Here is a 22,776-nt window from a genome sequence, read left to right as displayed (position 1 = left end):
GGACAGCCTGCGCCTCGAATCACGTCCGCGCGACTCGGAGCGTCTCCCGGCCGGACTGCACGTTCGTCGGCTCAGCCTTGCGGCCGGCGCGCGAGGGATCCGGTTCGACGAGGTGGACGGCGTCCGCTCGGTGATCATGGACTGGTCACCTGAAGAGGACTTGGCCGCCTTGGCCGCGAAGCTGCCGGAACTGCGCCGGCTCGTCCTGCGACACGCACCGCCGGGCACCACCATCCCACCGCTGCCCGGCATTCGGGTCAGCCTCTGTCCCAGCTATCGGCCGACGAGGTGAGGCGGACGCCGGGTCAGGGTGCGGGAACTCTCGTTCGCGGAGACTGTCTTCGCCTGAGGTTGGCTTGCGCACGCCCATCGCCCCCTAGGCTGTGGTGGTCATGAGTCAGAGTGGTTCGCAGGCGGCAGCATTCTTCCGCGACGTCCACCAGAGCAGAGTCGTCTGGCTTGTCCGGGACACCGACGGCAGCCCGGCTCCCCGCGAGCCCGATGGCACGCGGAGCCTCCCGTTCTGGTCGACGTCGGCCCGTGCCAAAAGGGCAGCGAAGATCAGGTAGGTGCCGTGCCCGGTGTCGTGCCGCGTTCCGCAGCGGGCAGTGGCCGGCACGAGGCCTCGGGCTCGGACCTGGTTACCGTAGACGTCGCGGTCGTAGCCGCCGTCGGCGAACAGTGAGTCCGGCTTGCGGGGTGGACGGTCGATGTGGCCGTGGACCTGCGGGATCGTACTTAAAGTCCGTGGAGCTTCCACAGCCCCTTCGCGAGAGCCGATATCCCGCCGGCCAGCGCGAGCAGAAGCACGAGACGACGAGCGTGTCCATCCGGCACTCGCCCAGCCAGCACTTTTCCGATCGCGGCGCCTGCCGTCATGGCGACAACGACCAGTTCCCAGACCGACGCGTTGAGCCGCGGCAAGCCGTTCGCCGCAAGAGACAACGCGTTCACCGCTACCCCGTAGAACTGCGCGTTGGGGACGAACTCCCGCACGGTCCAGCCCGCGTTCACGGCGTACAAGGACAACGGTGGACCACCTACTGCGGCCGACGAGTTCATGAAGCCGCCCACAGCCCCGGCCGCCACGGCTCCCCAGGTGCCACGCAGCGCGGGAATGCGCAGTCCACGCAGCACCAACACAACCGCCGTACTCACCAGTGCTCCAACGCCGATCAGCAGCGTCGGCTCGGGTAGCTGTGCGGCCGTCCAGGTCCCGACCGGTACGGTGCACGCTGCCGCGGCGATCAACGGCACCATCGCCACCAGGCGCACGTTCCGCCAGCCTTCGGCAATGCCGACGACGCTGATGGCGCCGGCCGCGCAGTTGGCCAACGCCACCCCCGTTCCGGGACCGAGGACGAGTATCAACGCCGGTACCGCGACGAGTGCGAACCCCATTCCGGTGAGCCATTGCACCGACGCACCTGCCAGGACAATTCCGTACAGCAGCACGTCGGCCGGCCAGCCAGTCACCGGTGACTCCCCACACGTTCCTCCTTCGGCTTCGGCGAGACACTGAAGCCTTTACGACCAGGGTCCTGAAACGCAATGACCTTGCAGCCGGTTGCGGGGGCGAAGGGGTTCTGTCTGACCCGTCGATGCGTATGCGTACCGGGCAGTTGAACGTCGGCATGGTGACGGCAGCGCTGATGGCAACGGCACCCGGCAGCTATTCGCAGAAGCAGAACGTGCTGGGGTGTGTCCGCCAACCCCGCTCGGTGCGTGCGACAGCCGTGCCGGATACAGGGGCAAAGCAGTCAATCTTGAGGGCTGACGGATACCTCGCGCGCTTTCGGCTCAGGTCGACCGGCCGCAGGTCACGTGCCGGGCACCCAGACGGAGTGATCGTGCTCTCGCAAGTGGCCCGCGGGAGTCGTCGGCGCTGCTGTCTGGCCCCATCACGGCCGGGCTTTGAGAGTTGCCGGAAAATGCCGGTGAGCCTTTGGCCCGCCCCCGGTTATTCTGCCTCGTCCTGAACAGACCAGGGAGGTCCCCCAGCATGAGCACCACCACGTCGTCCTTTCCCGAGCGGATCGAGCTCTCCGGGGAGGGTCTCGTCCTGCGCGACTGGACGGAGGCGGACCTGGTCGCTATGCCGGAGCTGTTTGACCACCCCGACATCGCGTACTGGACACCGATCGTCTCCCCGTTCGACGAAACGGCCGCCCGCGCACGGCTGGACCGGGACCGACAGTTGCGGGCGGAGGGCACGACCATCCTGCTCGCCATAACCGTCGACGGCGGCGCACCGCTCGGCGAGGTGATGCTGCGGCGTGCTCCCGAGGGCACGGAGCTCGGCTACGCGGTCGGCCCGGCGCACCGCGGCCATGGTCTGGCGGCGCGGGCAGTGCGGGTGGTGGCGGCATATGCCTTCGAGCAGTTGGGCGCGGAGCGGGTGATCCTGGAGCTGGAGGCCGAAAACGCCGCCAGCGTCGCCGTGGCCACCAAGGCGGGCTTCAGCCTGCTCGACATGCCGCTGATAAAGGGTGAGGAGAAGGGGCGACCCTACGCCCTGCAGACGTGGGGTCTGAACCGCCCCTGACCCTCAGTTGTTACCCGAGCACCGATCGCACGCTCAGCCAGACCCGCGACCGGCAGGCTCCGGATGAACAAACCTCCATGCCCATCCGTCCGCCCTGCGACGGCCCGCTGAAGGCCGGAGCCTCCGTTCTGAGCCGACGCGAGGACGACAACGGGAGCACCCGCCGCATGGGACCGGCGGGTGCTCGAGCCAGCACGTCTGGTGGAATTGGGCTGACCGGCCCTACGCCCCACCAAAGGACGGCTCACCTCTGGATCTGCACTTCTCAGTACTGCTCGGTCTCCATGAAACCCGTGCTCGCGTTGTCGTCCGCGTCGAAGGCGGCAGCGGTCGGGTCGAATCCAGGCGGGCTGTCCTTCAGGGCCAGGCCCAGGCCGGCCAGCTTCGCCTTGACCTCGTCGATGGACTTCGCACCGAAGTTGCGGATGTCCAGCAGGTCGGCCTCGGAGCGCGCCAGGAGCTCACCCACCGAGTGGACGCCCTCACGCTTGAGGCAGTTGTAGGAGCGGACCGTGAGCTCCAGCTCCTCGATCGGCAGCGCCAGGTCGGCGGCCAGGGCGGCGTCCGTGGGGGACGGGCCCATGTCAATGCCCTCGGCGTCGATGTTCAGCTCGCGGGCGAGACCGAACAGCTCGACCAGAGTCTTGCCGGCGGAGGCCATGACATCCCGCGGACGCATCGCCTGCTTGGTCTCGACATCGACGATCAGCTTGTCGAAGTCGGTGCGCTGCTCGACACGCGTCGCCTCGACCTTGTAGGTGACCTTGAGAACCGGCGAGTAGATGGAGTCGACCGGGATACGGCCGATCTCCTGACCCACCTGCTTGTTCTGCACGGCGGAGACGTAGCCGCGACCGCGCTCCACGGTCAGCTCCATCTCCAGCTTGCCCTTGCCGTTGAGCGTGGCCAGGACGAGGTCGGGGTTGTGCACCTCGACACCGGCCGGGGGCGCGATGTCGGCGGCGGCGACCAGACCCGGACCCTGCTTGCGCAGGTACATCACGACCGGCTCGTCGTGCTCCGAGGAGACGACCAGCTGCTTGATGTTGAGGATCAGGTCGGTGACGTCCTCCTTGACGCCCGGCACGGTGGTGAACTCGTGCAGGACACCGTCGATACGGATGCTGGTGACAGCAGCGCCGGGGATCGACGACAGGAGGGTGCGACGGAGGGAGTTACCGAGGGTGTAGCCGAAGCCCGGCTCCAGCGGCTCGATCACGAACCGGGAACGGAACTCGTCGACGACCTCTTCGGTCAACGAGGGTCGCTGAGCGATCAGCATCTGTGGATCAGATCCTTCAGTCGTGGACGCCCGCTATATGACGCCCGACGGGGCCGCACCCGGCAGGGTGCGGGTACTGCAAGGATACGGGCGGTACGACTCCTGATGGGGAGGTACCGCCTGAATCCTCAGGCAAGCCGTACCTCAGACGCGGCGGCGCTTAGGCGGACGGCAGGTTCAGCTCTTGCAGGAGTGGAGTCTAACGATCAGCTACTCCTGCCCTTGAGAGTCTGCCACCAGCGTAGTTCGTGGGTGCATACTGGGGGCGATGACAAAGCCTGCTGCACCGAAACGTCACTTGCCTACCAGCCCCTTCAAGGCCCCGGTCACGCCGGCTCCTAAGCACTTCGCCGTGGGCGACCAGGTCACGCACGACACGTATGGCCTCGGCCGGGTGATCGGCATCGAGGACGGAATCGCGGCACTCGTGGATTTCGGCTCGGCGCAAATGCGGATCTTGAGCCCGTACGCCAAGATGACCAAACTGTAGGACCGCTGTGCCCGGTCACGGAACGCCAGGCCCCCTCAGGGACCTGTAACGAAAGAGAGACATCTCATCGACCTGACGTCGCTGTTCTCCGCCCTGGAAGGGCAACCCCGCTGTGCCACTGCGGCATCGCCGCCTCCGACGACAAACCCCTTCCAGGCCCCGGACTTCGGGGAAGACGAGACTTTCCCCCTCGAGGATGCCCAGGAGCCCGCCTCGGGCACGCACACGGCGCGACCCAAGGCGGCCTAGCTCCCACGAGTGCGGTGGTCAGGACAGCTGACCGAGGGCCGTCTCCGGTGCTGCGGTGAGGAGTGCGGCCGTCTCAGTTCCCGTCTGATTCGGCCCCGTTCACCGTCGTTCAGCCGAGACCGTGTGCCGGGCCCTTCCCGTAGGCAAGCCGCCCACGAACGCAGGTGAACACCCCTGCGACCGACGCGGCGACGGTAAGCGGCTCTGCCGATACGCTCGCGTACTGGATGCTTCCAAGTAGGGGTGTTGTCGCCTCTCAACCGTGGAAGTGATCGCGCCGGGTCGCGACCACCCTGGGCGCCGTGGCTGGCCCCGATCTCGCCGCCCCGACCGGGAGCCTCGCCCAGTCCCTCGGCATCCCCACCCTCGCCGGACCCTTCCTTGTGTCCGGCGCCGCCCACGCGCTCGCCGCTCTCGCCCTCTCGGGCATCGTGGGCGCCGCGACCAGCTGTCCCGCGCTCGCGCTGCCCGACGGCCGGTTGTTCCTCGCTCTGCTCGCCGAGGAGTGGGACCCATGGCTGCAGTGGCAGGTCGGAAACTTCCCACAGGCGTTCAGCCATGTGCCGTTGATCGACACGGCACTGCGGCTGACGGCGTCCGGCGCGCACGGGGGCGGAGGATGCAGGCAGGCGGCCTGACGAGTTCTCCCTCGGCGGATGGCTGAGGAACCTGGCACGGTACGAGGAGAGCCCCCATGGATACTCGTCCACGCACCGCTGCGGTGCGCTCCCGGATGGTGGCCGGGTTCGGGGATGGAGCGATGGTGGTGCGTACGGCCGTCGCCGCCGGGCTGTCCTGGTGGATCGCGACCGCACTTCTGCATTCCGACTCGGCCTCGCTGGCGCCCGCGGGGGCGATTCTGGGGGCGCACGCGACGCCGTTCGCGACCGCGCGCAAAAGCCTGCAGCGTGCGGCAGGGATCGGTGTCGGATTCCTGCTGGGCGTGGCAGCCGCCGCGTCGCTGGGTGTGAACGCGGTCACGGTGCTGCTTGCCACCCTGATCGGCATGTATGCGGGGAGACTGCTGCGGCTCGGACCGCAGATGCATCAGGTCGCCTTGACGGCGGTGCTGGTGATGGGCACCGCCGCTCACTTCGGATACGGTGCGACCCGCCTGGAGGACAACGTGGTGGGCGTCCTCATCGGCACCCTGGTCGGCCTCCTGCTGCCCGCACCTGGATTCACCCGGCGCGCGGGCGAGGAACTGGCCCGTCTGACCCGGCAGATCGCCGACCTGCTGACCCAGGTGTCCGCCCAGCTCGCCGCGGGTGACTGGGCGGCGTACAGCGGGCAGTGGGTCAGCCGTGCCCGGGAGCTGTCCAAGCGGCTGGAGTCGGTCCGCAAGGCGGTGCGCGAAGCGGAGGATGCCATTCGGTTCCGGCCCCGCGCAGGCAGGGCCCGGCCCCGGATCGATCGGCTTGCCGAGGCCACCCAGTGTCTGGACCACGTCGGGCACCAGGTCCGCGGCATCACCCGGGGCCTGTACAACCTGACCTTCCGTGAAGGTCGGCCGCCCCATCGCGGGGACCAGCACGACAGCCGTCTGCTGCCCGAACCCGCGAGCGCCCCACCGGGTCTGGACCGGGTCCTGGCCGACCTCGCCGCCCTGCTCGGACTGCTGGCCGACGTACACGCCGTGGAAAACCCACCCGACACGGACCTGCTCCAGCGGCTCAGGACTGTCCTCGTTGCCGCCGAGGCCGCCTTCTCGCGTACCGCCCTCGACCAGTCGCCCGGCTATGCGGACTGGAAGGTGCTGTGCACGGCGGGCATCCTCGAGGACGCCCGCAAGATGATCCACGAACTCGACCCGGACATCGGCCCGCATCGCGGCGCCTTCCACGCATGAGCGGGCAGCGGCGGGCGCGCACTGCCGCCGGCATCCGCCACGCAGGCCTGCGCACCGCTGCCCGGCGGCTGTCCGCCGCGCCGGGTCACCGTGGTCGTTCCTCCCCTTCCCGAACGGGTTCGGCTGCGGCGGCCGGGGGTGGCCATTCGGCAGGCGTGGCGTTGGCAGGCTGCGCGTGCCTCGGTGGCGAGCAGGAGTGCCTGTCCCAAGGGCCGGCGCCTGCCGGCCGACGCCACCTGAGGCCGTTCGCTCACCGGAAGCGGCCGGTGAACCGAGCATCCGTAAGGGCCTTACCCGATTGCAGTAGGGCAGCGAATTTCAGCAACCATCAAAACCGAAGGTGGCCGCCGTCGGTCCCCTACGACTGTCCGACCAGCCTTCTGAACCGCAATGGCTGCCCAGTCGGTTCTCCTGAGTCTGGCCGTCCTCTGCCTCGCCGACTGCAACCCGGATTCGACCGACCCCGAAAACGTCGCCCCGGTCAACCTGATGAACGGCACATGCAACGTCGCGCACATCTTCTGGTGTCTTGGCGATGCGGTGATGAGCCCCAGACTGTCCTGCTCTGGGCCAACGGGGGCACTAGCCACGTACAGATTTCGTCCTACGAAGTGCTACTGCGGATCAAGGCCGCCTCAGGCCCAGGGGACACGTCTGTGAAGATGACGCCCCCGGTAGTCGGATAGCCCTGAGCAGGTCGTATCCCTCGGTCAAGTCCGGATACGACCACTGCTCGGAGGGATCGTCTTCAAGCGCAAGGGGCTGAGCGTCACATGCCGACGTAAGCCATATCTGCCGTGCGCAGCCGTACCTGTCTGTGCGGTTCTGAAACCGGAACCAGTCGGCTGACGGTCTCCACCCTCGACGGGGCAGTCCACGACGGTCTCGCTGGACCCGCGCCACACACGGATCCGTGCTAGTTTGGGCTTAGTTGCAGTTGGTACCCATGAAAATCAGTGTGCGCCTGATGGTATATGACCTTCAGGCGTATTTTGTTTTCCCGGTGTGCTCCGGATGGGTCATTTCAGCAACCAGGGTTCCACGTGGAGTGGAACACGAGACGACCCATGTGAGGAGAAAAGCATGGCCACCGGTACCGTGAAGTGGTTCAACGCGGAAAAGGGCTTCGGGTTCATCCAGCAGGACGGCGGCGGCCCCGACGTCTTCGCGCACTACTCGAACATCGCCGCCCAGGGCTTCCGCGAGCTGCAGGAAGGCCAGCGGGTGAGCTTCGACGTCACGCAGGGCCAGAAGGGCCCCCAGGCGGAGAACATCCGCCCCGCCTGACGGTGTCCCGGGCCTCCGGCAACGGCGGCGTGGACAGGGCCTGGGCCAGCGTCTCCACGAGCGCTGGCCCACGCTTTATCGCGCAGGGCCCCTGGGGAATCCCGGCACCTGTCTGCGACCACCGGACATTGGCATAACGCGCCCGAGGACGTCCCAAGCGGAGTAGCCGGCCGTTGCGCGGCTGAGGCAAGAGGCGCTCCAGGCAGAAGCTGGACCTGTTCCTTTTCCTAACTGGGCACTCCGCTAACGGGACTTCGATACGAGGTCGGAGCCGTGCTCGATGCCGCGCCGGGCGATGCCTGGGGTGATCTCGAACCGGCGGACCCGGTCGCGGTAGACGCCGTGGTCGCAGCCGCGGTCGGCATAGATGCGCCGGAGGCGGCGCAGCGGCTGACCGCGCTTACCACGGATCGGCGGGAGGGCCTGGATCAGCGGGATCAGCTGGGTGACGTCGTTGCGGTTCCCGCCGGTCAGCGTCGCGGCCTTTCACTTCTTCGGTTTCTGAACTCACGGACCGCCGAGCAATGAGTACACGACGACGTCGTGGTTGTTGCGTTGGAAACCCACAGGTCACGCCTGTGATGCCCCAACTTCGCTCCTAACGAAGGGTCTGGTGTCGAGGGCCGTGATCCGGGCCGCCGTCTCTGGGCCGCCTCTGGGCCGTCCGAGGGCAGCCGACGACGACAGACGTCGACGGCTTACCCCTGGTCAGAGATGGCGGGTTGGGTACCGCCGCAGGTGCTCATCCGCGAATCTATGTTGAGGAAGTCCAGGTCGACGCCCTGAGCCCAGGCGCACCGTCCTCAGTAGCAAACGGGTCTCAGACACAGACCCAGCAGTAGAGGCGTTAGCCACGTTCGATGGCGCCGCGTGCCAGCGCCGACAGTTCACTCAACAGGTCACCGAGCGGTCCCGCATCGTCGAACCCATCGGTCTCGACCCACTGCTCTGCCGCCGCCCCGAGCTCAATGGCTCCGCTGCTGGCCGGACAGGGTGGGATGATCGCGCGCGGGCAAGGAGGTCCTCGAAGTCGCCCCCCGGTCAGAACGCCATCTGCCGACCGGACCTCGAGCTCCAGACTGACGGCCTGCCACACTGAAGGCCCGCGCCGAATGCCGTTCTACACCCACGACCCCGCCGTCGCCCCAGTGACGGCGGGGCGTCCCACACCCTTTTTGAAGGAGGCCACCATGAGCGACGTCTACGTACCGGAGAGAGGCGACCGCTATCACCTCTACGAGGACTGCCGAGACATCGCTGCCGGGCAACTCGGGAACGCCGCGCAGGGGATCGGGACGTACAGCGTCACACCCATGCCCCTCGACCAGGCCGAGACCCTGCGCAAGACCTTGTGCCGTACTTGCCGTAACACTGCGCTCCCCCCGTAGTTGCATTCCGCATGCTCAAAGGTCCGCCACCTGGCCGTGGGACCAAGGAGACCTCCCCCTGCGGACAGGAAAACGGGTCGCAGGGTGTGCGGGCGACTGGGCGTCAGGCCCGCACACCGGCCGCCAACAACTCGCCGGCGTAGTGCAACTGCACCACGAGCTCGAACCCGCTCTGTTGGTTCTGCCCGCGATTCAGTGAGTCCGCAGGTCAGCCGCTGGCTGCGGGAACGCTCGTCCGGCACTTGGCGCCGACGAGTCAGTCCCACCAGAACGACCAGTGCGTTCGCTGCGGCAGGCTCCGCGCGTACGCGGGGAAGGGAGTCGGCGGATCGTCGACGATGTTGTCGGCGGTCGACAGGACATGCTCCAGGGCAAGAAGGTTCGCGTGCGCGGCGGTTCGCGGCGGGCGGGCAACGGAGACGAACAACTCGCCTCCCATCCCCACCACCCGGGCGCCGAATCGCTCTTCCCAGCTGCGCAGCAGCGCGCACACCAGCGGCAGCGGAGCCTCCGCATTCCAGCCGAGAAGTGCTGGGATATCGGCGCTGTGCTGTGCGGGGACCAGCACGAGGCTGCACCCGGCCAGCCTGTACGGGTTTGTAGCTATGAGGTGACCGATCGTGCGCGCTGCAGCGTCCGCCGGGGAGGGATAAGCGTCCGCCACCGGCGTCGCCGGTGCCAGACCCGGCCATGTCTCGAAGGGCGGGCCTGGATCGTGCGGCCACGGCGCGATGCCCTCGGGCACCGGCACCGGCACCGGTGTCGGGTCCGTCCACCAGGACAGGCGGCGGCGCCTATACTCGGCGAAGTCCGAGGCCAGGACGTTCTCCAGACGGACAGCGGATATTTCTGCCAGATCTGTTGGACGACCGAGGAACGCCCCGCCCAGCAGCGGCACCAGTCCGGTGCCTTCTTGCCCGCGCAACAGGGGGCGCCACACGCCATCGACGTCAGACGGCAGTTCGTCCGCAACCCAGACGCACGCGAACCCCGAGGAGACGAACCGCCCCGGGGGAAGACCCTCTGGCAACGCGAAACCCATGCCCGGACGATAGACCTCGGCTCCCTTCGGTCGCACACCGCCCCATACGGCCGGGCTGCGTGTGTCGCCACTCGAGGCCTGCGCGTTGCGTGCCCGGTCCGACGCGACTCAACGGGGACTCACGGGGAACAGCAGCGCCGATCGCGCCCGGCCCAGGTCAGTGCCCCACCAGGTCAGCCGCGATCCGCATACAGCGTCTTCCAAGCCGGGCCTCCACGGCACAGCCAGGCCACCGACCAAAGCCGTTCCACCCGCTCCAGAACGGCCCCTGACTGATTCCCCTGGTGAGGGACGGTTCCACCTGGCGGTGGGATTGGGATTTCAACCCCCAGTGGCTCGAGCAACGACGGCTCTCAAGAGCGTCGTGTAGATGAGCAGGCCACGTGCCGCACGGCCAGCAGCGCCACGTCGTCCTCGTTGTCCGGTGGACGCGCCCGCGCCAGCAACTGGTCCGTAAAGGACTCCAGGGGGCGGTGGGCCAAAGATGCGGCATGGCGGCGCAGGCGGTTCAGCCCCTCGTCCAAGGCGTGGCCGGGGGACTCGACAAGGCCGTCGGTGTAGAGGAGCAAGGTTGCCCCGGGCGGCAGCTCAGTCGTCGCGTCGGGACGGTCTTGGTCGGGTGCGACGCCCAACAGGAGCCCGTGGCCCTCGGTCAGATACCGCGCCACGCCGTCACGGGTAACCAGCAGCGGAGGCGGATGACCCGCGTTGGTCCAGGACAGCTCGCACTGGCCGTCGTCGTTCTCCGTCATGCGGGCGAAGACCAACGTGACCAGGGAGACCTCCGCGATGTCCCCCGTCGCCCGGTCGAGACATTCCACGATCTTGCTCGGCGGCTCCAGCTGGGCCCGGGCGTACGCGCGGAGCATGTTGCGCAGCTGGGCCATGCCGGCCGCCGCTTCCAGGTCGTGGCCGACGACGTCGCCGATGGCAAGCGCGGTGGCGCCGTCCGTCAGTGTGAACGCGTCGTACCAGTCGCCGCCGACTTGGGAGGCGTCCGGGGCGGGCAGGTAGCGGGCGGCCATGCCGCGGTCGGGCGTACGCGGGAGCTTGGGCAGCAGATGGCGCTGCATGGTCTCGGCCACCTTGCGCTGGCGCTGGTAGAGGCGGGCGTTCTCCAGGGCGAGGCTGGCGCGACGGGCGATGTCCTCCAACAGGGCGATGTCGGTGGCGGTGAACTGCTCGGGCTGGTCGGCACGGCCGAGGGTGAGGGCGCCCAGTACCTCGTGCACGCTGCGGAGGGGAACCAGAACTGCCGAGTGCATACCGGTCGTCTCGAACAGACGCCGCTGCTCGACCGCAATACCCGGGTTGGTTCGCCCCCGATAGGTCTCCGGGCCGGCGAAGGTCGGTGCGACGCCGCGCAGGGCGCGGGCCAGGGGCATGGGGGACTCCTGCTGCACCGGCGGCATGGGCCCCGGCGCCCGCAAGACCCGCCTGCTGCTGGAAGCCTTCCGTGAGCGCGAGGACGACTTCCTGCGCTTCACCACCGACCTGCGCATCCCACCCACCTCCAACCAGGCAGAACGCGACCTGCGGCCCTCGAAGATCCAGGAGAACATCTCCGGCCGGCTCACCGACCTGGAGCGAGCCAAGGACCGCTACCTGATCCGCGGTGTGCTCTCCACCGCCGCCAAGCACACGGTCAACCCCCTCACCGTGCTCCGGGACGCGTTCACCGGAACCACCTGGCTCCCACCCGCAGCCCGCGCCTGACACCCCGCCAGCCGATGACCGCCCACGGTCACCGGCCGTCACCACACGCCCGAATCCGTCACCCAGCGCGCACCGGCTGAATGTTTACCTTAGAACGCCAAGCATGTCCGTCGCCCAGCCGTTGTCAGTGGGCGTCTGTAGCTTTGGACTTGCTTGCCGGAGCTGTCAAGTTCCGGACAGGTCGTCGCCGTTGCCGTAGACAAAGGAGGTGGGATGCCGTGAGTGCAGAGCTGCTCGACCCGGTATCTGCCTGTGACGTGTCTGCCCGCCGGTTCCGTGGGAAGAACAAAGGCAAGCGGTGGACGCGTGGCGAGGGCACCGGGCTCGCGGTAATCCGGCTGCCGCTCGAGGTGAGCGGGCTCGACAGCCAGTTGCGAGTAGAGCAACTGTACTGGGCGATGTGGTCGGTCAAACGCGCGCTACGGCGCGATGCCCGGGCCGCGGTCGACGCGTACTGGGCCGGGGACGTGCGCCGCGATGTCGACGCGAAAGGGTGGCGTGTCGAGCTGGGCCTGTCCCGTGCGGGCATGGAACGCCGCGGGTACCGACACATGGAACGCTCCCGGCATCTGGGCCGGCACGTCACCAAAGCTCTGGTGATGCATCAGGCCGACGAGGTGTGGGAAGGCGTCAGTCGGCACCTGTTCCCCGATGAGTCCGGTCGCCGGTTCGGGCGGCCGAGGACCGGCACCTGGTGGGACTACACCCGCATCCCCGGCCGTGCCCGCTCGCACACCACGGCCCGCAAGTGGGAGACGTTCCCTCTGCACGGCACCCTTGCCGGGCATCTGGACGCCTACCGGCACCGGGACCTCGACCAGGCCATCACCACCCCGGAGCAGGCAGCCGGGCTGGCGCCGACCACGAGTGTTCTCGCGCAGCCGCGGCGCATGCCCGTGCCCACCAGGCCCCGCCGAGTGGAGACCGGCGACGTCAGCGCGAAGGGAAAACCAAAAACCCGGGCTGCGACATGGTGGGACCACACCGGCCCGCTCGCCCTGGTGTTCACCGGCGGCGCCGACTCCCAGCGCGGCGACCTCGTCCTGCCCGTGCGGCTGCCTTCCGGGGCCGGCCGCTGGCCGCGGCTGGTGCACTTCCTGAACAATCCGACGACGTGTTGAACAATCCGACGACGTGGCACAAGGTGGACCTGGTCCGCCGCCGAGACGCCTCGTCTCCTGGTGGGTGGGCATACGAGGCGCACCTGATGGTCCTCACCAGCGGATACGCGTCCCCAGCCACGAAGGCGCGGCGGGCTGCCGCAGCCGACCTGAACCGGGTCGGTGGGATCGACGACAACGTCTCCAACCTGTCCGTCGTCTCCTTCCCAGACACCTTCGACCCCGCAGACGGACAGGTGCACTCGACCAGGGTCGAGCTCACCGACGCCGAGAGGGCCGCACTGGAAAAGGCCCGTCGCAAGGAACGGGGCCGCAAACGTGCCCTCGACCGGTCCCGCCGCGCCACCAACCCAGGCCAGTACGCGCCGTCGAAACGCCAGCAGGCCCGAGCCGCACGACGCAAGACCGCCGGACTCCCGGAACGGCACGTTCACGTTCCGGGCGGCGCGCGGGCGGCGAACAAGGCCGGAGTACCCAAACAGGCATACCGCAGGGACACCCTCTCGGCCGGCTACCGCCTTGACCGGGCCAGGCTCGCCGAGGCCGCGGCCACCGCGGCCGCCGCGAAAGACCACCGCGCACGGCGAATCGCTGAGCGGATCGTCGCCGATCATGGCGTCAACCTGACCGTCGAGGACTGCGACATCCGCACCTGGTACCGGCTGTGGGGCCGCGCCCTGCAAGCCACCACACCTGGCCGGCTCATCGCCGCGATCGGCAAAGAATGCGAGAAGACCAGCGGCCGCCTGCTGCGCGCGTCGACCGTCACCACGAAGCTGTCCCAGACCTGCCTGTGCGGCGCCCAGGTGCGGAAAAGCCTCGCCGCCCGGGCGCACACCTGCACCTCCTGCGGCCTGGTCGCCGACCGCGACATGGTCTCCGCCGCACTCGCCGCGCACGTCCGGGTTCAAAACCCGGACGATCCCAGCACTGCGGGCCTGGACACCGTCCAGGCCCGCACCACACAGATCTTGTTCTCACCAGGGCTGCAAGAAGCCCTGTCGAGTCAACCGCAGCGCGGTGGCCGCCCCAGCAGGGGCCGCACCCACGCGGCAGCCCACGGTCCGGGAATCCCCGGCCGGCAGGCCTCTGCTCGACGAAACACCCCCGACCGGTACCGGCCCACCCCGAATGAGACCCGACCCGCGAATCAGCGGCACAAGGACCACGTCGGAACAGCCGCCCACACAGGAAACACCGCAGCCCGCGGCGGTATCCCTGCGCGGGAACTGATCGGGTGGCATCCCAATACGGGATGACTCTTAGTGCCCTGGGTTCCGGCGGGCGGAGAACCCCGCTGCTGCACCATGGGGCGGATCTGGCTGCATGTCCATGGATGAGGCTGGTGATGGGGCCGGGTCGGGTACTCCCGTCGATGACAGCCCTTGTGGGTTTTTCGGCGCGGTGGTCTGTGTCGGTCCGACGCGGTAGGGCCGCATCATCTCGTTGTCCTCGTGTTCGAGCATGTGGCAGTGCCATACGAACAGGCCGGCACGGTCGAACGTCGCTTTCAGGCGTGTGACGGTCCCTGGGTAAGCGATGACGGTGTCCTTGAAGCCGCGTTCCGATGGCTCAGGGGGCAATGTGGCCTTCTGCCCGAACTTGCGCCGGTCGACGACCTGGAACTGGACCTCGTGAACGTGGATCGGGTGAGCATCGGCGGTGAAGTTGTGGATTTCCCAGACCTCGGTTGCTCCCAGCGCCGGATTCTCCGTCACAGGGTCATCCCATCGCATGAGGACCGGCTTCCCGTGTCCGTCGACGGTCCCGAGAAGTGCTTCTCGGGGGCCGACATGCGGCAGAACAGTGGAGTTCTGCTCATTGAGGGAGACTCTGCGGATGCAGTCCACGGTGCCCAGAGGTACGAGTGGCGGCAAGGTCAGCTGAGACGGCGGCACGCTCGTGTCAGGCGAGGTGTGGGACTGGACGACGAACTTCAGAACCTGCCCGGTCGTGCTCGGGTTCGCGGGCACGAAGTCGGTTCCCGCTCTCCCCCCTTTGAACGCGGAGTCGGGGCCCTCGTTGATGAGGTACAGAGCAGTGCCGGCAGGTACCGAGGTGAAGTCGATGATCACGTCGGCGCGCTCCGCGGGAGCGATGAGCAACTGCTCGAGTTGTACGGGCGCGGGAAGGAAGCCACCTTCACTTCCCAGTTGCCAGAGGGCAACGGCCGGGTCAGCGGGACGGTGGGCGGCGGGATGGGCGACGACCTTCAGAATGAGGAACCGCGCATTGCACCCGTTGAGCACACGGAGTCGGTAGCGTCGGCGCTCCACGTCCAGGACTGGCCAGGTTCTGCCGTTGACCACCATCGTGTCGCCGAAGAACTCGGGATTCCAGATCGGCGGAACATCGCTGCCCGGCACGTAGGGGCCCTTGAATCCGTCGAAAACAGCGCGTCCCGCAGGGTAGAGAAGGCTGCCGTCCTCGTAGAAGGATCTGTCTTGGATCACGAGCGGGATCTCGTAATAGCTCCGACCCGGTGGATCTCCAGGACGGGGGGCGGGCCCAGGTAGGACGCCATCGGGCAGGTCCGCCGGCCCCCCGCGCAGAAGATAGAAACCGGCCAAGCCGGCGTAGACGTTCAGACGCGTCACACCCAAGGCGTGATCGTGGAACCAAAGGGTCGCCGCGCGCTCGTCGTTGGCGTACTGGAAGACGGCCTCTCCCGGATTCCATGTGACGCCGTAGGCGGCTGCGGCCTTGTGCTTGTACACGTCGTAGTACGTTCCGACCCGGGCGTAGCCGGCGGGGATGTCGACAGCCTCGGGAAGGTACCAGGCTTCGGGGTATCCGTCGCTTTCCTCCGTGTTCTGGCCTCCGTGCAGATGTGTCGCGATCGGCACCGGGCCGGTGTACGGACCGGGCGTCGAACGGAACATCGGGTGCCCGTCCCGCTCCCCCGTCCCACCCGGCGGGTTCGCCCAGTGCAGTGTCGGGTCGACCGGCAGCAGGTGGGGCAGATGGTGGCCCGAGCGGTCGAGTAACTCGTTCTTCCACCGCACCCGCACAGGCGTGCCAACCCGAGCTTCCAAGGTGAAGGACGGGGAGTGGAAGGTGCCGGCTTGTCCTGTGGAGCCGTATCCCCACACCGTTGTCGCCGGCAAGCCGGGAGGCAGCATTTGCTGGCGGAACTGACGAGCGCCGATGGAGTAGTGGTCGATCCCACCCTCCGAGCCGCGGTCGGACCGCGGCATGACCGGAGGGACGACCAGACGTGTGCGGTACTTTCCGATACGTTCCGGATCCAGAGCCGTGCGCCCCGCCGGTGATGACAACCGCGCCGGGACGAACTCGATGCCGGAGGGAAGGAGCACGAACGCGCCTCCGGTAACGGCAGCCTGGATGACACGCCGCCTCGTAGCCACACCCGTTCTCCGTTCGCCTTGCCGGACCAAAGCCGGCCCGCGTCACACTCGCAGGTTTGCACAGACTGCTGTGCCCTGGGCTGCGCAGTTGCTCCGGACAGGGCACCCGGCGTGGTCAACGGGCGGCACCCTGGCAATTCACGGCACATCGTCACCAGCGACAACACCGCTGGGGGACAAGCCCGCTGCACGCCATCGGGCGGCACCGAGCGCACGTCCACCGAGTCCACCGCGGTCGAATGGCTCTCACCCCACGAGGTCAGCCAGCGCATGGCCGAGGTCTTCGCGGTTCGCCCCCTGGACGCCTTGGACGGCGAGGGCCCGTACGTGAGAAGCCACGGCGGCAGGCAGCTGCTCCGCCGCTACGACGACACATGGCAGCAGAAGTGGGGGCGCGGAGAGAACACCGAGGCAGCTCACCGAGCTGAGCAACATTCACGAGTTCCTCGGCCGGATTCGGCTGCGGCCATCGATCTGGCTATGGGGCAGTTCACTCCAGCATCTGGTCTCGATGCTGATCGTCTACCGAGCTGCACTGGCCGTCCATGGCGTGCACGGGGACTTCGGCTTCTGGAGCCCGAGCAGCCAGGGCTCCTCCGCTGGGTGGCTGTGGGAGGGCCTCGGTCGGCGCAGCGCCCTGCGCTGGGCAACAGAGATCGAGTGTGAGGCCCAATGGCCGGCGTACCTGCGCTTGACTTGTTCTTCAGCTTGTTCGACGAGTACCGAACCGAGCGCAACCAGACCGCGGGATAGAACTTCCCAACCTCATGAGGCACCCGTCGTCGCCTCGCTCCTCCGCGCAGGCGCGGACGGCCGGCGGCGCCCGCGCTCATGTCTCCACCCCGCTCGGCACCGCCGGCCGCCCACTCCCGCCCAAGAAGCAGACAGTCCCGAGCAACCCAGCCGGTGTCCGTCCCTCTCGCTAGCATCGCGGCAGTCTCTGGGGAGGAAGCATGGGTTACTCTGGCGATTTTGTTCTGGTGCGCAGCGATACTTCGTTGCGGGACCTGCCTGTATTCGATGATCCGGAGTGGTGCATCGAGGAGAGTGCCGATTACTTCGACGAGTGCTGGCCGCGCCCCGGTGGCTGGCAGACGCTGCAAGTGAATGACTATCTGCCGGAGAACGACGACGACCGGTGGCTGCACCGGCTGGTCACAGCAACTGGCTCGCCAGTCATGATCGCAAGCGTCATGGACAGCGATATCTGCTACGTCCGCGGTCTCACTCCGTCCGGGGTGGCCTGGTCAACCTTTCTTGATCCGGTGATGGCTGCCGACTATGAGGTGTCGGTGTCGCCGCCTTCGGATGATGAGGCGCCACGGGGGGAGACCGACAAAGACAGGAGGGTCCGCTGGTTGCTCGCGGACGTGCCCAAGACAGCGGAGCAGATAGGGGTTTGGGCAGCCGAGGGCGGGTTTACCGCGGATCGGGAAGCACTGCGTGTGGTTCTGGCCAAGAGGGCGGAGCCGTTCGTGGAAGACCTCTTCTTCGAATTGGTCGATGCCTGCGGACTGCCGCCGGCCGAGCCTGTCCGGGAAGATCCCGCAGCGTCCGACCCCCCTGTGCACCCGGGCCACCGCCCCGAGCGGAACTGCCCACGTGGCGCCAGACTGGAAGCAGCGGTGTTGAGCCTTCCCCGTGACGGGTTCCTCGTGTTGGAGTGTGCAACGGAGGCGCACTGCTACGCCCAGGTCTGGCTCCGGCCTGACGGCACCTACGAGCTCGAATATCGTGATCGCAGTCCTGCCGAGCACTATCAGACACGGACAGTCTCAGCGGACAAGGTCATTGCGGCCCTGGTGGGCTGGGCGGCGGGCGAGATCGCCTGGCGGGATGCCTTCCAATGGAACTCGATCGGCTCCTGGTTCAGCGATTCCTAGCCGAGCTCGCAAACAGACGGGAGGCCACGAAGGGTTCGGAGCTTGGGGCCGTCTCCGGGCGGTCCGACAGGAACCGGCGTTGACAGGGCACGCCCGCTCCACGGGGTGTGGGTCGACGGCGGACGGGACAGCAGCTCGGGGTGGTGTCAGCTGACGCCTGTGCCGCAGTCGGTGCGGATCTCGGCGCTGGCAGCCATGGAGTCGTCCGCCTGGATTCCGTCGATTTCGACCGAGACTGCCAGCCGGTAGTTGTAGGTGCCGACCCGTCCTTGAGGGCATGGGGCAGACACTGCGTGGCCGGACTGGTCCTGCTGGGATGTCCAATCGGTCTGGCCATGATTGTCGTACCGGCGCCAGCCGGACCAACTGTCGCGTTCAATCGTGTAGTGCTGCCGCATCTTCGCGGTGCGTCCCGAGCAGTGCGTGTGGAAACCGGCGGAGTGGATCTGCGCCCGTGGCTGTGCGCCACCGACCACGATCTCGCCGTTCACAGCGACGGGTGAAACCGTCGTGGTGCACCACCACCCGTGCACAGCGATGATCTCCACGTAGTCACATGCGGTCTCGCTGCCCGGCGCGTGGTAGTCGGTGACGCGGACAGCCTTGGGATCCTTGGGAGCAAGGCCGACGTCTCCGATCGTCATTCGCACCGAGCTGTCACGCAGCTCCTCCGCCCGCCACTCCAGCTTCGTCTGTATCGGCTCGGGCTTGACGCTGGGCGTTTGGCTCCTGGACGCGCACGGCGTCGCATTCGTCGGCAGAGCGGCGTGGCGCGGCCCCGAGCCTGCCGTGGATCGGCAGGCCGTGATGGTGAGCACTGCTGCGGCCAGCGCCGGGCCAGCCAGGATTAGGCGCATCGCCGCGTCTCCCCCGTGTGGACGGAGCGTGCTACCGCTCCGAGTCGCTTGCCACCGACGGTCATTGGTGGATGTCGCCGAAGGGTAGCGCCGCTGAAAGCACGCCAGGACCGCGCCCTGGCCTCGACGACCGCCATGCGGCTCCGCACGGCGGACGGGATGCCGTCTCATTTGGTCTCATCCATCGGTGGCCGGAGTCGTTCACGGGCGTACGAGTCAACCGTCCGGACCTCGGTGGTGAACGACCGCCGACAAGGCGAACGACATCCTGACCAGGACGAACAGACCTCGAAAGCGGGTGCGGCCGTCGCCGGACGCCTTGCTCAGGTCATGGTCGCGAATGACCTGAGGGAACTCGCTGCACTGCACGATCCCGAGTCCAGAACGTCGGCCGGCCACTCGTGGTGAGCAAGAGCGCTGAGTGTCTAACTGAGCAGCGCGCGTCCGCACACTCGATCTTCCGAACAGGACCCGGTCATCAGAGGCTCGGCACCCGAGGGATAGCTTTCCGCTCCGTTCGAGGGCACCTGGAGGCTCCCTGTGCAGACCACCATTTTCCTGCTGCGGAGCGCACTGGGTCTCGGAGGCGGTTTGGTAGGCGTCTGGGAGCTGACACGCCAAGCTTCGGGACCAGGGTGGCGGAAGCCGCGGGTGATAACTGCGATGGCGGCTTTGACTCTCGCCGCGCTGCTCGCCTTCTAGGGGTGGCGGACGGATTGCGGTGAGCAGAACCCGCTCCTCTCAGACTCGGCTAGAGCCACTGACCATGAGGCTGCTGACATCCACGGCTGACCTCAACGAGGCGGACGGCGGCGCACGCGAGCGCTCCTGTCCGGCCGTAGCGGTGCCAGCCCAGGAGTGCGCCGGCATCTTCTAGGCGCTTGGCCGCAGGTTCGAGTCCTGCAGGGGACCGTCGACACGACGAAGCCCTAGACACCCCCCGACGGTCAAGAGAAGGCTTCGGGGCTGTCCGGCTGTCACGGGCTTCCTGCGGGTGGCTGCGGTGAATACGTGGGGAAGTTCTCGGATGCGAGAGCCACGACGGGCAGCAGCTCATCCCAGCGGGATAGGACTTTCTCCTACTTCATCAAGCACCCGTCGTCGCTTCGCTCCTCCGGGCGGGCACGGGCGGCCGGCGGCGCCCGCACTCAAGTCTCTGCCCCCATCGGCACCGCCGTCCGCCCACTCCCGCCCAGGCTCCAGCGCCCGGTGCAGCGAGGCGGTGAACGCCCGCAGTTCCGCCGCCCGCTGATCGGCCTCGGCCGGCCGGGCGGCGATCCGGGGACGCAGGTCTGCCTTCACCTCCGCGCGGCCCCGCTCTCCCACACCGCCAGCAGCTCGCCGATCTCCTCCAGCGGCAGGCCCAGGCGTTTGGCCGCCGGGCGCACTCAACGACCACGCCCTGGTAGGTCGCGGTGAACGGGCGCGTGGGGCAGGCCTGGTTGAGGCTGACCGCCCGCTGCACGGCGCCGGTCGTGCCGTGCGCGCGGTAGGCGCCCAGTACCGCGCCCACGCCGTCCGGGGTGCAGTACGGGCGGGAGCCGTCCACGTGCTCCAGTTCGCCCACCTGCTTGCTGCGTGTACAGACCTGAGTGAGCAGGCTTTGCTTGCCGGGGTCGCCCTTGGTCGGGATGGTGTCGACCACGCTCTCGGGCCCCTGGTTGCCTGCGCCCGACGCGCTCGCGTCGTAGCCGTCGCCGGCATGGGAGGGCCGCGACTGGAAGCAATACCGCAGGGGGTTGCCCTTGCCGTCGGTGAAGGACTGGCCGATCAGCGAGCTGCCCACCGGCCGCCCGTCGGTCCCGATGAGGAGTGAGCCGTTCGCGCTGTGGCGCAGTCCCGGCACCTGAGCGGCGGCGGTGAGAGTGAGCGGATAGATCAGGCCGACCAGCACGGTCAGCGCCAGCACGACGTGGAGCGCCGTGGCTTCTGGGCGATCCAGCGAAGGACGCGGTGGCATGTCAGATCCCGGGGACGAACTGGACGAGGACGACGTCGATGGGCTTGATGGCGATGAACGGCACGATCACGCCGCCCACGCAATGGACCCACAGTTGCGGGGGAACAGTGCGGCGAGCAGCGCCTGCCGCAACTGCCGCGGTTCCGACAACCAGGCTCCGACTCGGTGCGGGCGGCCGGCATGGGGCGGCCGTACGGCCCGCTCTGGGGCCGGTTGCACCGGTGCCGACGCACTCATCTCGAACCTCACTCTCCGGACCGGCAGCGCACAGGGCAGCAGAAAGCCCCGGGCTGGCCGGTGAGCGGCCCGGGGCGCGGCTCAGATGCTATTTCCGCAGGTCCAGGAGTCAGGACTGGCGCTGACGGCACTTTGACGGCACGGGCACGAGCCTTGACGCGATACCTGACGCGGTTGACGACTGGTGTGTCGCATACGTGTCGCAGCTCGCAAGAGTTGAGACCATCGAGGCCGGACTGCGCAGCTCAGAGCCCGTCTCGCCGCGCAGAGTCGCTCCAGGCCTGAGTGTCACGGCCCGTGGCGGCACGTTCCAGCAGGGCCCTCAGGCGGTCGGACTCGGTGTCGTCTGCGCGGGGAACAGGAAAACTCATCGTCATCTCCGGGATCAGCAGACGGTCGCAAGATCACTTTCGCCGATGTGTCGATTGCTGTGGATGTGCGCCGGTCGGCATGTCCGGTGAAGCTGGGCCGACCGGCCGGGCGAGCCGTTGCAAGTCTGCCCGGTACGGGAGCTGTTCCGATGGGACGCAGCGGGGAGCCACGGGGAACGACGGGCCCGGCTGCGCTCTGTCCCAGGTCCGAGCCTCGGCAGGTAGGCCAGGGGCGCCATATACGCCGTCCTCCAAACTGGGGCTCTATGGCGCCTGGAGGGCAGGGGTGTACTCGCAGACAGTCAGCTGTGATCATGGCTGGGCCCCGTCGTAACTCTCAGGGATGCCCCATGCTGCCAGTGCCAGACCGCGAAGACCCATTCGTCCTCCGTACCTACTTCGGCGACCACCCTGCGTGGGAAGCGCTCCAGTCAGCGATCCTCGGAGCAGATCCCGAAGGCGGAAGTAGCTCTGTCGGCTTCGTCGACGACCTGGCGTACCGCGACCTCACAGCAGAGCAGTTCACGGAGCTGATGCCCCAGGGCGATCACGACCCCACATTTCTCCTGCTGGCAGACGAGCGGGCCATGACCGACAAGGAGTACCCGATCCTCGTACTCGACCTCTTCGAAGCAGGGCGGGGTCAGTCCTTTCGGGTCACCGCATCCGAGCTTTGGTCTATTGGCGCCAACCTCTCAATAGGGAACATCGACTTCGAAGAGTTCGCAGACGCTGTAGACGGGGACGGCGTCTTCCGTCGCTTCCCTGACTGAACCCACGCGCAGGCTGGGATCGTGGACAGTCTGTGGCCGTGCCACTCCCGCGTCAGAACGGACGCAAACCCACGGGGACTCGGGGTGCATAGGGGTACGCGCCGCCGGCCTCCGGCCAAGGCAGGGGACCCGCAGGCCACGCCTGTGATGGCCCAACCTCGCTCCTGAAGTGGTTGTCCGGCGTACTTACCGATTCCACACCCGCCGGAACTCTTCGGCCGGGATGGCATCCAGCGGATCCTCTTCAGAGTCGATCGCTTGGTCTGTCAGGCCCCCGTGCCCGTCCTCCAGGTGCTCCCAGCCGTACCGGTGGAGTTGGCATGAGGTCAGAACCGTGGTGGCTGGGCGGTCGGCTCCA

18 protein-coding genes and 3 pseudogenes are annotated in these 22,776 nt (G+C 67.8%); 13 read left to right on the top strand and 8 right to left on the bottom strand.

The features are described 5' to 3' along the window. Positions 1–392: 392 nt before the first annotated feature. The gene (locus ACQEXA_RS49210) at positions 393–569 is read left to right on the top strand and encodes a DUF2750 domain-containing protein (protein ID WP_432923733.1); all 177 of its coding nucleotides are present in this window, start codon (positions 393–395) and stop codon (positions 567–569) included. A gap of 169 nt (positions 570–738) precedes the next feature. Here the strand turns inward: ACQEXA_RS49210 and ACQEXA_RS49205 are convergent, their stop codons facing one another. After that, on the bottom strand, positions 739–1,455 hold the full coding sequence (locus ACQEXA_RS49205) for a TSUP family transporter (RefSeq protein WP_432923735.1): 717 nt from the start codon (positions 1,453–1,455) through the stop codon (positions 739–741). A 547-nt stretch (positions 1,456–2,002) separates the two neighbouring features. Here ACQEXA_RS49205 and ACQEXA_RS49200 point away from each other — a divergent pair. Then, positions 2,003–2,545: a GNAT family N-acetyltransferase gene (locus tag ACQEXA_RS49200; RefSeq protein ID WP_433133119.1), complete on the top strand. Its 543-nt coding sequence runs from the start codon at positions 2,003–2,005 to the stop codon at positions 2,543–2,545. A 265-nt stretch (positions 2,546–2,810) separates the two neighbouring features. Here the strand turns inward: ACQEXA_RS49200 and ACQEXA_RS49195 are convergent, their stop codons facing one another. Continuing rightward, the gene (locus ACQEXA_RS49195; protein WP_359391881.1) at positions 2,811–3,827 is read right to left on the bottom strand and encodes a DNA-directed RNA polymerase subunit alpha; all 1,017 of its coding nucleotides are present in this window, start codon (positions 3,825–3,827) and stop codon (positions 2,811–2,813) included. 268 nt (positions 3,828–4,095) lie between these two features. Here ACQEXA_RS49195 and ACQEXA_RS49190 point away from each other — a divergent pair, with 268 nt between their 5' ends. The 4 genes from ACQEXA_RS49190 to ACQEXA_RS49175 all read left to right on the top strand — a co-directional run bounded on the left by ACQEXA_RS49190 (position 4,096) and on the right by ACQEXA_RS49175 (position 7,702). Beyond that, positions 4,096–4,317 carry a hypothetical protein gene (locus tag ACQEXA_RS49190; protein WP_359391880.1) on the top strand — a complete coding sequence of 74 codons (222 nt, stop codon included), beginning with the start codon at positions 4,096–4,098 and terminating at the stop codon, positions 4,315–4,317. A 551-nt stretch (positions 4,318–4,868) separates the two neighbouring features. Then, a complete protein-coding gene (locus ACQEXA_RS49185) occupies positions 4,869–5,204 on the top strand; it encodes a hypothetical protein (protein ID WP_432940044.1) in 336 nt (111 codons plus the stop codon). Positions 5,205–5,260: 56 nt separating this feature from the next. After that, a complete protein-coding gene (locus ACQEXA_RS49180) occupies positions 5,261–6,415 on the top strand; it encodes an FUSC family protein (protein ID WP_432923740.1) in 1,155 nt (384 codons plus the stop codon). 1,083 nt (positions 6,416–7,498) lie between these two features. Continuing rightward, complete coding sequence (locus ACQEXA_RS49175) at positions 7,499–7,702, top strand: cold-shock protein (RefSeq protein WP_359391878.1); 204 nt, start codon at positions 7,499–7,501, stop codon at positions 7,700–7,702. Between the two features lie 261 nt (positions 7,703–7,963). Here ACQEXA_RS49175 and ACQEXA_RS49170 read toward each other — a convergent pair. After that, a pseudogene (locus tag ACQEXA_RS49170) lies at positions 7,964–8,185 on the bottom strand (IS5/IS1182 family transposase); the annotation flags it as partial. Between the two features lie 707 nt (positions 8,186–8,892). On the opposite strand from ACQEXA_RS49170, the gene ACQEXA_RS49165 reads away from it, so the two are divergent. Next, positions 8,893–9,090 (top strand): hypothetical protein, encoded by a 198-nt coding sequence (locus ACQEXA_RS49165; RefSeq protein WP_432923742.1) that lies wholly within the window; start codon positions 8,893–8,895, stop codon positions 9,088–9,090. A gap of 256 nt (positions 9,091–9,346) precedes the next feature. Here the strand turns inward: ACQEXA_RS49165 and ACQEXA_RS49160 are convergent, their stop codons facing one another. Together ACQEXA_RS49160 and ACQEXA_RS49155 are read right to left on the bottom strand one after the other, a co-directional pair. Continuing rightward, positions 9,347–10,132: a DUF4253 domain-containing protein gene (locus ACQEXA_RS49160; protein WP_432923744.1), complete on the bottom strand. Its 786-nt coding sequence runs from the start codon at positions 10,130–10,132 to the stop codon at positions 9,347–9,349. Positions 10,133–10,485: 353 nt separating this feature from the next. Then, positions 10,486–11,550 (bottom strand): annotated as a pseudogene (locus tag ACQEXA_RS49155) (PP2C family protein-serine/threonine phosphatase); the annotation flags it as partial. On the opposite strand from ACQEXA_RS49155, the gene ACQEXA_RS49150 reads away from it, so the two are divergent. The 3 genes from ACQEXA_RS49150 (at position 11,516) to ACQEXA_RS49140 (ending at position 14,228) form a co-directional block, all read left to right on the top strand. After that, entirely contained in the window at positions 11,516–11,848 is a 333-nt protein-coding gene (locus ACQEXA_RS49150) for an IS66 family transposase (protein WP_433133117.1), read from the top strand. The pseudogene ACQEXA_RS49155 and the gene ACQEXA_RS49150 overlap by 35 nt on opposite strands. 218 nt (positions 11,849–12,066) lie before the next feature. Continuing rightward, the gene (locus tag ACQEXA_RS49145) at positions 12,067–12,969 is read left to right on the top strand and encodes a hypothetical protein (protein ID WP_433133115.1); all 903 of its coding nucleotides are present in this window, start codon (positions 12,067–12,069) and stop codon (positions 12,967–12,969) included. After that, positions 12,963–14,228: a hypothetical protein gene (locus tag ACQEXA_RS49140; protein WP_433133113.1), complete on the top strand. Its 1,266-nt coding sequence runs from the start codon at positions 12,963–12,965 to the stop codon at positions 14,226–14,228. The genes ACQEXA_RS49145 and ACQEXA_RS49140 overlap by 7 nt, the downstream gene beginning before the upstream one ends. A 3-nt stretch (positions 14,229–14,231) precedes the next feature. Here ACQEXA_RS49140 and ACQEXA_RS49135 read toward each other — a convergent pair whose 3' ends face one another. Then, on the bottom strand, positions 14,232–16,337 hold the full coding sequence (locus ACQEXA_RS49135; protein WP_433133111.1) for a multicopper oxidase family protein: 2,106 nt from the start codon (positions 16,335–16,337) through the stop codon (positions 14,232–14,234). 183 nt (positions 16,338–16,520) lie between these two features. On the opposite strand from ACQEXA_RS49135, the pseudogene ACQEXA_RS49130 reads away from it, so the two are divergent. Together ACQEXA_RS49130 and ACQEXA_RS49125 are read left to right on the top strand one after the other, a co-directional pair. Then, positions 16,521–16,694: pseudogene (locus tag ACQEXA_RS49130) on the top strand (NUDIX hydrolase); the annotation flags it as partial. A 596-nt stretch (positions 16,695–17,290) separates the two neighbouring features. After that, the gene (locus tag ACQEXA_RS49125) at positions 17,291–18,220 is read left to right on the top strand and encodes a hypothetical protein (protein ID WP_432923752.1); all 930 of its coding nucleotides are present in this window, start codon (positions 17,291–17,293) and stop codon (positions 18,218–18,220) included. Positions 18,221–18,366: 146 nt separating this feature from the next. Here the strand turns inward: ACQEXA_RS49125 and ACQEXA_RS49120 are convergent, their stop codons facing one another. Both ACQEXA_RS49120 and ACQEXA_RS49115 read right to left on the bottom strand, forming a co-directional pair. Beyond that, positions 18,367–18,864 carry a hypothetical protein gene (locus ACQEXA_RS49120; protein WP_432923754.1) on the bottom strand — a complete coding sequence of 166 codons (498 nt, stop codon included), beginning with the start codon at positions 18,862–18,864 and terminating at the stop codon, positions 18,367–18,369. Positions 18,865–20,164: 1,300 nt separating this feature from the next. Continuing rightward, positions 20,165–21,037 carry a potassium-transporting ATPase subunit C gene (locus ACQEXA_RS49115; RefSeq protein WP_432923756.1) on the bottom strand — a complete coding sequence of 291 codons (873 nt, stop codon included), beginning with the start codon at positions 21,035–21,037 and terminating at the stop codon, positions 20,165–20,167. Between the two features lie 958 nt (positions 21,038–21,995). Here ACQEXA_RS49115 and ACQEXA_RS49110 point away from each other — a divergent pair. After that, a complete protein-coding gene (locus ACQEXA_RS49110) occupies positions 21,996–22,418 on the top strand; it encodes a DUF6924 domain-containing protein (protein WP_359391873.1) in 423 nt (140 codons plus the stop codon). Positions 22,419–22,776 lie beyond the last annotated feature (358 nt).

The organism is Streptomyces sp. CA-106110 (assembly GCF_050936285.1).
In the GTDB taxonomy this organism is placed as follows: domain Bacteria; phylum Actinomycetota; class Actinomycetes; order Streptomycetales; family Streptomycetaceae; genus Streptomyces.
This window is presented reverse-complemented; position numbering and strand designations above follow the sequence as displayed.